This window comes from Serratia sp. ASV30, from assembly GCF_016428815.1.
Lineage (GTDB): Bacteria > Pseudomonadota > Gammaproteobacteria > Enterobacterales > Enterobacteriaceae > Chania > Chania fonticola_C.
Genome location: NZ_JAELTL010000039.1, coordinates 1 through 11,614, shown reverse-complemented (window position 1 = coordinate 11,614; position 11,614 = coordinate 1). Strand labels below are relative to the sequence as shown.

The 11,614-nt window shown below is 53.7% G+C and carries 7 protein-coding genes and 2 pseudogenes; 4 read left to right on the top strand and 5 right to left on the bottom strand.

Features of this window, described 5'->3' with window-relative positions; all coding sequences use genetic code 11:
* Positions 1-60 precede the first annotated feature (60 nt).
* Entirely contained in the window at positions 61-2,793 is a 2,733-nt protein-coding gene (gene barA / locus JHD74_RS17050; RefSeq protein WP_199063149.1) for a two-component sensor histidine kinase BarA, read from the top strand.
* A 559-nt stretch (positions 2,794-3,352) separates the two neighbouring features.
* Here the strand turns inward: barA and garR are convergent.
* Genes garR through JHD74_RS17030 form a run of 4 tightly spaced genes read right to left on the bottom strand, consistent with a single transcriptional unit; the run spans position 3,353 to position 7,781 of the window.
* Positions 3,353-4,237 (bottom strand): 2-hydroxy-3-oxopropionate reductase, encoded by an 885-nt coding sequence (gene garR / locus JHD74_RS17045; RefSeq protein ID WP_141131151.1) that lies wholly within the window; start codon positions 4,235-4,237, stop codon positions 3,353-3,355.
* Positions 4,238-4,247: 10 nt separating this feature from the next.
* The gene (gene garL / locus JHD74_RS17040) at positions 4,248-5,021 is read right to left on the bottom strand and encodes a 2-dehydro-3-deoxyglucarate aldolase (RefSeq protein ID WP_121608728.1); all 774 of its coding nucleotides are present in this window, start codon (positions 5,019-5,021) and stop codon (positions 4,248-4,250) included.
* Positions 5,022-5,042: 21 nt separating this feature from the next.
* Positions 5,043-6,374, bottom strand: a complete 1,332-nt coding sequence (gudD, locus tag JHD74_RS17035) for a glucarate dehydratase (RefSeq protein WP_199063148.1) — start codon at positions 6,372-6,374, stop codon at positions 5,043-5,045.
* A gap of 48 nt (positions 6,375-6,422) precedes the next feature.
* On the bottom strand, positions 6,423-7,781 hold the full coding sequence (locus tag JHD74_RS17030; protein WP_024483471.1) for an MFS transporter: 1,359 nt from the start codon (positions 7,779-7,781) through the stop codon (positions 6,423-6,425).
* Between the two features lie 607 nt (positions 7,782-8,388).
* Here JHD74_RS17030 and JHD74_RS17025 point away from each other — a divergent pair.
* The 3 genes and pseudogenes from JHD74_RS17025 to JHD74_RS17015 all read left to right on the top strand — a co-directional run.
* Complete coding sequence (locus JHD74_RS17025; protein ID WP_199063147.1) at positions 8,389-8,979, top strand: plasmid pRiA4b ORF-3 family protein; 591 nt, start codon at positions 8,389-8,391, stop codon at positions 8,977-8,979.
* A 179-nt stretch (positions 8,980-9,158) separates the two neighbouring features.
* Positions 9,159-10,567: pseudogene (locus tag JHD74_RS17020) on the top strand (ISKra4 family transposase).
* Between the two features lie 34 nt (positions 10,568-10,601).
* Positions 10,602-10,730: pseudogene (locus JHD74_RS17015) on the top strand (IS5/IS1182 family transposase); the annotation flags it as partial.
* 393 nt (positions 10,731-11,123) lie between these two features.
* On the opposite strand, the gene JHD74_RS17010 reads toward JHD74_RS17015, so the two are convergent.
* Positions 11,124-11,453 (bottom strand): hypothetical protein, encoded by a 330-nt coding sequence (locus JHD74_RS17010; protein ID WP_199063146.1) that lies wholly within the window; start codon positions 11,451-11,453, stop codon positions 11,124-11,126.
* Between the last annotated feature and the right edge of the window lie 161 nt (positions 11,454-11,614).

Below are 11,614 nucleotides of genomic sequence, written 5' to 3'. Positions count from 1 at the left end.
GATTGTGTGTTGGTTAATTCAGCTTAAGATTAGCCTCCAATTCTCCCACATTGGAATCCCATGACCAAATACAGCTTGCGCGCGCGCATGATGATCCTGATCCTGGCACCGACTTTATTGATCGGTCTGCTGCTCAGCACCTTCTTTGTAGTGCACCGCTACAACGAGCTGCAGGAGCAATTGGTCGATGCCGGTGCCAGCATCATCGAACCTCTGGCCGTCGCCAGCGAATATGGCATGACCTTCCGCAGCCGTGAGTCGGTCCGGCAACTGGTCAGTCTGCTGCATCGCCGCCATTCGGATATCGTCCGGGCGATCACCGTGTTTGACGCGCAGAACAACCTGTTTGTCACCTCCAACTATCATCACAATTATACCCAGTTGCAATTGCCCAAAGGTGTGCCAATGCCCACCGACATGATGCTGACCCGGCGCGGCGATTCACTGATCCTGCGCACGCCAATCCTGTCGGAGTCACAGTTTCCGGATGAAAGCACCAACGAGGAGGCACATCCTGACAGCAATCTCGGCTATGTGGCGATCGAGCTGGATCTGCAATCGGTGCGCCTACAGCAATATAAAGAGGTGTTTGTTTCTACCCTGCTGCTGCTGTTGTGTATGTGTATTGCCATTCTGTTTGCCTACCGTCTGATGCGCGACGTCACCGGCCCAATCCGCAATATGGTCAACACCGTCGACCGTATCCGCCGCGGCCAGTTGGATAGCCGGGTGGAAGGCTTTATGCTCGGCGAGCTGCAAATGCTGAAAAACGGCATCAACTCGATGGCAATGTCGCTGACCGCCTATCACGAGGAGATGCAGCAGAACATCGACCAGGCCACCTCCGATCTGCGTGAAACGCTGGAACAAATGGAAATCCAGAACGTCGAGCTGGATCTTGCGAAGAAGCGCGCGCAGGAAGCCGCCCGTATCAAATCGGAATTCCTAGCCAATATGTCTCATGAGCTGCGTACCCCGCTCAATGGGGTGATCGGCTTTACCCGCCAGACGCTGAAAACCGACCTGAGCGCCACCCAGACCGACTATCTGCAAACGATCGAACGCTCGGCCAACAACCTGCTGACCATCATCAACGACGTGCTGGACTTCTCCAAGCTGGAGGCTGGCAAGCTGATCCTGGAACACATTCCGTTCTCGCTGCGTGAAACGCTGGATGAGGTGCTGGTATTGCTGGCCCCTAGCGCACACGACAAAGGGCTGGAGTTGACCCTGGATGTGCAAAACGATGTGCCAGAGCAGGTGATTGGCGATTCACTGCGGCTACAGCAGGTGATCACCAATCTGCTCGGCAATGCGGTCAAGTTTACCGAAACCGGCAATATCGATATCCGCGTCGAGCTACGTAACCAGTTGGAACGCCAAGTGGAGCTGGAGGTGCAAATCCACGATACCGGCATCGGGATTTCTGAACGCCAGCAATCGCAGCTGTTCCAGGCCTTCCGCCAGGCCGATGCCAGCATTTCGCGCCGCCACGGCGGTACCGGTCTGGGCCTGGTGATCACCCAGAAACTGGTGAAAGAGATGGGCGGCGATATCAACTTCCACAGTCAGCTCAATCGCGGTTCAACCTTCTGGTTCCACATCACCCTCGATCTCAACGAAGGCATGTTGTCGTTGCCACCGAGCCTGCCAGATCTGCGCGGTAAAACCCTGGCCTATATCGAAGCCAACCCAACCGCGGCCCAGGCCACGCTGAATATGTTGAGCGCCACCCATCTGGTGGTGACCCATTCGCCAACTCTGGGGCAATTGCCGAAAAATCATTATGACTTCCTGCTGGCAGGCGTACCGATCCCTTATCGGGACGGTATCGGCCAGCATCGAGACAAGCTGCTGGAGTCACTGAGCCTTGCCGATCGAGTGATCCTGGCAGTGCCTAGCCAGTCGCAGATCGATGCCGAAGAAATGAAAAAGCTCGGCGCTATCGGTTGCTTGACCAAACCGATCAGCAGTAATCGCCTGTATCCGTTACTGCGTCTGGAGGCCCCACTGCGTCAGAATGCACCAAAGGTACATAAACGCTTACCGCTGACGGTGATGGCAGTCGATGATAACCCGGCCAACCTGAAGCTGATCGGTGCCTTGCTGGCCGAACAGGTAGAAAAAACGCTGCTGTGCGAAAGCGGTGAGGAGGCCATCGTGCTGGCACGTGATAACGTGCTGGATATGATCCTGATGGATATTCAGATGCCGAACATTGACGGCATCCGCGCCAGTGAGCTGATCCGCCAGATGCCGCATCACAACTCCACACCGATCGTCGCGGTTACCGCCCATGCGGTGAGCGGCGAGCGCGAACACCTGTTACAGGCTGGCATGGATGACTATCTGGCCAAGCCGATTGACGAAGCCATGCTGACACGGGTGCTCTCACGATATCACACCGTCGAACTTGAACCTGAGGCAGCCCCGCCTCGTGGCCCGGCTGAACCACCGTTATCGCTGGATTGGCCGTTGGCATTGCGCCAAGCCGCCAATAAAGAGGATCTGGCACGCGATCTGTTACAGATGCTGATCGAGTTCCTGCCGCAGGTCAGCGATCGGGTAAAAGCCGTGCTGGAAGGAGAAGAGGACGACACCATTCTCGATCTGATCCACAAGCTGCACGGCAGTTGCAGCTACAGCGGCGTTCCGCGCCTGAAGCAACTCTGCTTCTATCTTGAGCAGCAACTGCGTCAGGGTGTCAGCAACGGTGATTTAGAACCGGAATGGCTGGAGCTGTTGGATGAGATTGAGCTGGTGGAGACGGAAGCGAAGTTCCAGTTGGGGTAAGCTAGACGCCCCTCACCCTAACCCTCTCCCACAGGGAGAGGGGACCGATCGAGCTCGCTATTTGTTGCAGAAACTTACCTGACCATGGCACTAAACCAACTACCTTTTACCCAGCTAACAGATTAACACGGCACCTTGCCACAACTCCGGACAGCTCCCACATGCCAAAGAAAAACATGCGGCTAAAAAAACCTTAATTGGTGTTCAATATTACTAGACCACATCATTTTACCCAGCTAACAGATTGAGCACCGCACCTTGCCACAACTCCGGACAGCTCCCTCTCCCTACGGGCTGAGGAATCCCCACTAATTTTTTCTTAGTGGTTTCAGAGAATTAGAGCGAGTGTTTTACGATCAATCCGTTCCATTTTGTTCGTAAATTGGCAGTGAGAGAATGACGAACCACTTCTTCTCGTCTGCTTGAGGCTATTTTTTAGTCCGTTTTTGGGTAAAAAAACAGCCTATTTCTCGTCTCAATTTTTCTGGGGATTCCTCAGCCCTACGGGAGAGGGTTGGGGTGAGGGGCGTCACCTTAACTAACCAGTACTCTGCTGCCCCTATCGCGTAACCTCTGCCTTGGCCAACTTTTCGTAATAACACGCCAGTGCGCTGTGATCGGCATTGCCCAGACCATCGGCGCGCAGAGCCTGCATCATTTCCATCACCGCAGCGGTCAGTGGTAGCTGTGCCCCCACGCCATGGGAGGTATCCAGCGCGTTGGCCAGATCCTTGATGTGCAAGTCAATGCGGAAACCCGGTTTGAAATTGCGATCCATCACCATCGGTGCCTTGGCTTCCAACACCGTGCTGCCCGCCAGCCCACCGCGGATCGCCTGGAAAACCAAATCTGGATTAACCCCGGCCTTGGTCGCCAACACCAGCGCCTCGGACATGGCCGCTATATTCAGCGCCACGATCACCTGATTCGCCAGCTTGGTGACGTTGCCAGCGCCAATATCGCCGGTATGCACCACCGAACCGGCCATGGTTTTCATCACTTCAAAACAGCGATCAAACACCTCTTTATCGCCGCCCACCATCACCGATAATGTGGCATCGATCGCCTTAGGCTCACCGCCGCTCACCGGTGCATCCAGCATGGCAATCTGTTTGGTAGCCAGTGCTTCGCTGATTTCACGGCTTGCCAATGGAGCAATAGAACTCATGTCTATCAGCACGGAGCCCGCCTTAGCTCCCTCAATCAGGCCATTTTCTCCCAATGCCACTTCCCGCACCTGCGGTGAGTTAGGCAACATGGTGATCACGATATCACTCAGTGCGGCCACCGCCTTTGGCGTGGCGGCAACATCGGCACCCAGTGCGGCCAGTTCAGCCACCGCTTCGGCATTGCGGTCCATCACCACCAGCGAATAGCCCGCCTGCAGCAGGTTTTTGCTCATGGGTTTCCCCATAATCCCCAAGCCAATAAATCCAATTTTCATCCCGCTCTCCTTATTCAACACCCTGTTTAAACCGATCGCACAAGGCCTGCGTGGCCGTGCGGAATACACCAAGATCGCTGCCAACGGCCACGAACCTGGCTCCCCATTCCAGATAACGGCGAGCATCAGCCTCCGCCGGTGCCAAGATGCCGCTAGCTTTACCGTGTGCGCTGGCACGCTCGAAAATATGACGGATCACCGCCTGTACCTCCGGATGATTAGGCTGGCCGAGATACCCCAAAGCGGCGGAAAGATCCCCCGGCCCGACAAAGATGCCGTCAACGCCCTCAACGCCAGCTATCGCATCCAGGTTATCGACCCCCTGCTGGCTTTCGATCTGCACCAGCACCGCAATCTGCTGGTTGATCTGGGCGAAATAGTCCGGCACGGTGCCGTAACCGTTGCTGCGGTGTGACACAGAGACCCCACGGATCCCCGCAGGGGGATAACGCGTCGACGCTACCGCCTGTTGTGCCTGCTCGGCACTTTCCACAAACGGGATCAGAAAGTTATAGAAACCGATATCCAGCAGGCGTTTGATAATCACCGGTTCGTTGCAGGGCGGGCGTACCACTGCGGCGCTAGGGCTGCCCTTCAGCGCCATCAGTTGCGGCACGAAAGTGCCAATGTCATTCGGCGCATGCTCGCCATCCAGCACCAGCCAGTCAAAACCGGCCAGCCCCAAGACTTCGGTGGAGATCGGGTTGGCAAGCGCAGACCAGCAGCCGATCAGGGTTTCGCCCGCGAGCAACGATTGACGAAAAGGGTTATGGCAGCTCTTCATGAGATTTCCTCTGTAGACGGATTAACGCACCAGGCACGGGCGTTTGTTATCAAAGATCCAGCCAGGGATCAGATACTGCATACCCTGCGCATCGTCGCGTGCTCCAAGCCCGTGTTTCTGGTAAAGCTCATGGCCCTGCATTAAACGATCCCGATCCAGCTCGATCCCCAATCCTGGCCGTTGTGGAACCTGTACTCGGCCACCGACAATCTGCAGCGGTTCCCGCGTCAGCCGTTGGTTGCCCTCCTGCCAGATCCAATGGGTGTCGATCGCCGCAATGTTGCCCGGTGCCGCCGCGGCCACATGGGTGAACATCGCCAACGAGATATCGAAGTGGTTATTGGAGTGTGAGCCCCAGGTCAGACCGAACTCATGGCACATCTGCGCAACGCGCACCGATCCCTGCATGGTCCAGAAATGAGGATCCGCCAATGGGATATCCACCGACTGCAACTGCAGCGTGTGCCCCATCTGCCGCCAATCCGTGGCGATCATATTGGTCGCGGTAGGTAGGCCGGTGGCACGGCGGAACTCCGCCATCACTTCCCGCCCGGAGAAGCCCTGCTCTGCCCCGCAAGGATCTTCGGCATAGGCCAGCACGTTACGCAGCTGTTTGCCGAGCACGATCGCCTCCTTCAGCAACCAGGCGCCGTTGGGATCGAGCGTAATACGTGCCTGAGGAAAACGCTGCGCCAACGCCGTGACGGCTTCGGCCTCTTCACTGCCCGCCAATACGCCGCCCTTTAGCTTGAAATCGTTGAAGCCGTACTTATCAAAAGCCGCTTCCGCCAGCCGCACAATGCTTTGCGGCGTCAGCGCTTGTTCATGACGCAGGCGATACCAGTCGCAGGCATCATCCGGCTGGCTCTGGTAAGGCAGCGGCGTTTTGTTGCGATCGCCGACATAGAACAGATAACCCAGCATTTCCACCGAGTCACGCTGCTGCCCATCCCCTAACAGGGCAGCTACCGGCACATCAAGGAATTGCCCCAGCAGATCCAGCATCGCCGCTTCAATGCCGGTCACCACGTGGATGGTGGTACGCAAATCGAAGGTTTGTAGGCCGCGCCCGCTGGCATCCCGATCGGCAAAGCGTTCGCGCACCCGGTTCATCACGTTCTTGTATTCCCCCAGGGTTTTGCCAACCACCAGGGACTGAGCCTCTTCCAGGGTCTGGCGGATTTTCTCGCCACCAGGGATCTCCCCTAGCCCGGTGTTACCGGCGTTATCCTGCAAGATCAAGATATTACGGGTGAAGAATGGGGCGTGAGCGCCGCTGAGATTGAGCAGCATGCTGTCGTAACCGGCCACCGGTACAACCTGCATGGCAGTAATTTTTGGTGCTGTAGTCATAGAGATGTCCTCAAAATTTTGGGGTCAATTGCCAAACTCGCCGCCGTGTCACTGCCTGCTGGCCTTGGCCATCGGTTTCAGTTCGATACGCTTGATATCCCCCACGATGAACAGGTAGCTGGCCACCGCCAACAGCGCATGGATCCCGACGTAGACCAGCGCGCCGTTAAACGATCCGGTGGTACCAATGATGTAGCCGATGGCGATCGGCGTGACGATGCCGGAGATATTGCCGAACATATTGAACAGGCCACCGCTCAGGCCGCTGATTTCTTTGGGGGCGGTATCTGCCATCACTGCCCACCCCAGCGCGCCCAGCCCCTTGCCGAAGAACGCGGCGGCCATGATGCCCACCACCATCCACTCGGTTTCAACGTAGTTGCAGAAGATCATCGACATCGACAACAGCATGCCCAGCACGATCGGCGTTTTACGGGCGAAGGTCAGCGACTGAGTACGACGCATCAGATAGTCGGAAATCACGCCGCCGAGCACCCCACCGACAAAACCACAAATGGCCGGAACCGAGGCGACAAAGCCAGCCTTGAGGATCGACATCCCCCGCGCCTGCACCAGATACACCGGGAACCAGGTGATAAAGAAATAGGTCAGCGCATTGATGCAGTACTGGCCGATATAGACGCCAATCATCATGCGTGATTGCAGCAGCTGCTTGATCTGGAACCACTTCTCGCCTTTGACCTTCACCTGCGTGGCCTGTTTCTGATCCATATTGATCAAGGCACCGCCGGCTTCGATATAGTCCAGTTCGGCCTGGTTGATGCTGGGGTGGTCTTTGGGATTGTGCAGCACCTTAAGCCAGACAAAGCTCAGGATGATGCCCAGCCCACCCATAAAGAAGAACACGTGCGACCAGCCAACGGCATGCGTCAGCCAGCCCATGATCGGTGCGAAGATCACCGTGGCAAAGTATTGGGCCGAGTTGAAGATCGATACCGCTGTGCCACGTTCATGGGCAGGGAACCAGGCGGCGACAATCCGGCTGTTACCGGGGAATGACGGTGCTTCTGCCAGACCGACCAGGAAGCGCAACGCAAACAGCGCTATCACGATGCCAAAACCGCTGAAGATATCCACGAAGCCTTGCAGCAAGGTAAACAGCGACCAGATGAAGATGCTCCAGAAGTAGACCCGTTTGGAGCCAAAGCGATCCAGTAACCAGCCACCGGGGATCTGGCCAATCACATAGGCCCAGGAAAACGCCGAAAAGATATAACCCATTCCAACCGGATCGAGGCCAATATCCTGAGCCATTGCGGTACCGGCAATAGAAAGCGTGGCACGATCGCCATAGTTGAATGAGGTGACGATAAACAGCATTACCACGATCCAGTAACGCTTATTGGTTCGCTTGATGGCACTGTTGGCAGCGCTGATAGTAGACATGATGCTCTCCTGCATTACTATATTCATCCTGAAAAACCGCTAAAAATATCTCAGAACGAAAGGTTTAAATTAAATTGCAGCCTTTTTTGAGCAGTTCGATTAATACGGCATCGGCAATTTTTAAACGCATTAACGCTTGGTGGAGAAAAGTATAGGGAACCGGCTGCCGGGACTCATCGGGCAAATAACCCAATAACAGGGCTAATATGGCAGCTTGTTTATGGCGTATGCCCAATCAGGCGCGGGCTGGTTCACGGTTCCCGCGGTTGCGTGAGCTATCTCACAGCGGATTAGCACAATGCCAAAGATTGACCTCCGGAAAACGCCAAATCTAGGTCATTTGCATAATGCCCGACACAATAGCGAATGTTATGCTTTTTGCTGAGCCAGTCTTTCGATTATTACCCACGGCGTACATAAATCAGAGTACGTGAGGTTTCACTATGTCCGAATATGCAGTTGGCAGTATTAAAGCATTACCGCGCTATATTCAGGTTCATCGGCAAGATAACGAGAGCATGAAAAAGTGTGGGGCAGTCACCGAATGTATCGCCTGCTGGGGCTAGAATAACCAACATCATTTCATAACAATACCTGTTACCTGGCTATGAAGATCTACGTCATCAAAATCGCTGTTCGTGGAGTCAGTCCCATGGTCTGGCGCCGGCTAAGAATCGCTGCTGATACGTCGCTGGCCGCACTTCACTCCATTTTCCAGATCGTGCAGGGCTGGGGTGATGATTACCTCCATCAGTTTCATATTTACGGCAAAGATTACGGTATCTCTTACGACGGTGGCATTGGCTTTCCGGATAACCCGTTCCAGACCGTGATTGATGATTTTAGTTTTGATATCGGCGATCGCTTTACCTACGAATACAACTTCTTTGAGCACTGGCTTCATGACGTTCGGGTTGAGGCCATTCATGAAGACTCAACGCTGAAAACACCGTTTTGTACAAGCGGTCATGGCATGCCCGGAGCAACCCCCGAGGATGAAGCTGATAAGACGCTGTCGTTTCTGGAGGCCATCGTTAATGCCGATGATACAGCAACGGTCGGTGATATCCGGGCATTTGTTGACGACCTGGATGCTGTTCGGTTCAATCGCAATAAAATCAACAGGCAATTGAGCAAACTCGACCTGGCGGCGCCAGCACTGGAACCTGAAGTGATCTGGTTGGGTCGCCGCCGCTGACGGATATCTATAAAGGTATACTTCTCTAATTCAGGAAATTGGCGCGCTCAGGACCAGAGGTGTCAGACTCAGGATCGCCTGCGACCACGTAAGCCTCGGCATTTCAATATATTATAAACTTCGCAACCAGATGAAAAACCAGTAACCAGGAGATAATCCCACCACCGCAGGAGGCAACGATGAAATTGACGCTCCAGATAGTTATAACCGATGAGTCAGGCGTGAGTCGAACGGAAGAACTGATGACATTACAGAAGTCAGGAGATGCCCGAAATGATATCGGATTATCGCTTTCAGAGTCGAAGAGCTTGCTGAATACCGTCCAGCAGTCAATGGTTCAGCAGCAGGCGGACGAATACACTCACCAGCATATCCAGTGTCCTCACTGCCTTGCAGCGCGCAGAATCAAAGGCCGGCAGAAAATACAGTACCGGACACTGTTTGGCATTATTCCCGTATCGGGGCTCCGGGTGTACCGATGCCGCTGCGAAGAAAGTACAACAAAGACCGTCAGCCTTCTCAGTGACTGGGCGGGCGATCACACTCATCCTGCCCTGAAATATATAGAAACCCGCTGGGCCTCAATGATCTCGTATGAAATGACAACCCGTCTGCTGAAAGATATTCTGCCAGTGGGAGACAGCCTAAATGCCTCAACGGTGAGGAATCACTTATGTCAGGTGGCGCAGCGCCTTGATGCAGAGGCAGAGGCAGAAGCGAATTCTGGCTTTCTTTCCGGTTGCCCCCGCGACTGGGGGAACCTGCCCAGACCAGGTAAACCGCTTGTGGTAGGTATTGATGGGGGTTATGTTCGGGATCGGGACGACAAAAAGCGTAATTTTGAAATTATTGCCGGCAAATCCTTTTCAGTCGGGTCTCCGGCAGACACGCGCCGCTTTGGTTTTGTCCAGAATGACGACTGCCATCCGGAACGCAGACTAATGGCACACCTCTCCACCCAGGGAATGCAGGCCAACCAGCAGATATTTTTTTATCCGATGGCGCGGATAACCTGAGGGAACTGCAGTTCGGTATGTATCCTGAGTCAACTCATGTGCTTGACTGGTTTCATATTACGATGCGGTTGACTGTGTTAATGCAATATGCAAAGGGGCTGCAAGCATCAGATCCGGAGACGGGCAGTAAGGTTTTGGCGCTTCTGGAAAGCACTAAACGATACCTCTGGCATGGTAATGTTGCCGCCGCACTGGAACATATTGATGACTGCAGCATGTACTGCGATGACCCTGAACTCAGCTATACAAACCTGAAATCCCTGCAAAAACAACTGCATGAAATGTATACCTACATCCGGAACAATAAGATGATGATCCCAAACTACGGTGAAATGCACCGGTACGGAGAACCTGTTTCAACGGCGTTTGTGGAATCAACGATCAATGAAGTGATCGCCAGACGAATGGCCAAAAAACAGCAGATGCAGTGGAGCAGAAAAGGTGCGCATTATTTGTTACAGACCCGGACCGCTGTTCTGAACAATGAGCTGCAGGATAAATTCGCTTGCTGGTATACGGGGTTCTCAATAGGCGAACAAAGTGATGGAAAGGTATCAGCGATGGCAGCGTAGATTACGGCTGCCCCACGCTTTTTCATGCTCTCCAAAACAACTGTTCGGCGGGCATCTTACGCTGCGTGACTATGATGCACAGGTCGGAGAGGCTATGGCCATGATCCGTGCCTTAAACAAAATGACGCGTGCAGGCATGCCAAAAAGTGTACGGATTGCCTGAGAAAACGACTGATAGGGGGTAGTTTTATCTAAACCCGATTTATTCAACAAAGCCACTTCAGCATCCAGTCGGGGAGCATTTATCACCGGCGGAACAATTTTATCTGTTGGCCGCCTGAAAAATAGATAGCCCTAATTTTTTCGTCTTTCCTCCGTTAACGCGACACAACCACTTTATCTATCCTAATCTCAATCAATTTAGTCTAATGACAGTGAATGGCATACCCGAAAAAACCACAAACAAAAAAGCCCAAGCTGCAATAAGCTTGGGCTTTAGATTTGGCGAAAGGATAATCGGTATAAAATGAATCCAGTCAGTATAAAAAAACACCACTTAATATTATTGTTAGCACAAGATGGAGGCCTTAATGGCCTTCTGTTACGAACAGACAACTTATTCAGTGGAACACATCATGATGGTCTCAATCGGCGAAGCGATAATATAATCACCGTTAGTCATCGGCGTGATCTTTATCTTGATATTGTCATAGTTAAGCACATTAAAAATATCACTTAACTCTTTGTTTTTATTTTTAAAATAAAGGGAGTAATAATTACCTTCTTTTTTGTAGGTAAACCTCTCAATGCCATCTACCGACGTTTGATCAGAATCAGGACACGAATAAGTTCCTGAAACTAACAGATAGCCTTCTCCATTATGTTGCATGGATAAAAACACATCAAACACACTGTTTTTATTACATGTGCTATTAGCAATCAGCATCCTCTTCATCCTGTCTCTTATACACATCTGACGCTGCCGACGATGCCAACTGGGTGTAGATCGCGGTGGGGGGGGGGGGGGGGGGGGGGGGGGGGGGGGGGGGGGGGGGGGGGGGGGGGGGGGGGGGGGGGGGGGGGGGGGGGGGGGGGGGGGGGGGGGGG

What these genes read in the sequence shown, in the direction of transcription:
- JHD74_RS17030 (WP_024483471.1), bottom strand. Translation starts at nt 7,781, where the DNA reads ATGTCTACTATCAGCGCTGCCAACAGTGCCATCAAGCGAACCAATAAG.
- barA (WP_199063149.1), top strand. Translation starts at nt 61, where the DNA reads ATGACCAAATACAGCTTGCGCGCGCGCATGATGATCCTGATCCTGGCA.
- JHD74_RS17010 (WP_199063146.1), bottom strand. Translation starts at nt 11,453, where the DNA reads ATGCTGATTGCTAATAGCACATGTAATAAAAACAGTGTGTTTGATGTG.
- garL (WP_121608728.1), bottom strand. Translation starts at nt 5,021, where the DNA reads ATGAAGAGCTGCCATAACCCTTTTCGTCAATCGTTGCTCGCGGGCGAA.
- gudD (WP_199063148.1), bottom strand. Translation starts at nt 6,374, where the DNA reads ATGACTACAGCACCAAAAATTACTGCCATGCAGGTTGTACCGGTGGCC.
- JHD74_RS17025 (WP_199063147.1), top strand. Translation starts at nt 8,389, where the DNA reads ATGAAGATCTACGTCATCAAAATCGCTGTTCGTGGAGTCAGTCCCATG.
- garR (WP_141131151.1), bottom strand. Translation starts at nt 4,237, where the DNA reads ATGAAAATTGGATTTATTGGCTTGGGGATTATGGGGAAACCCATGAGC.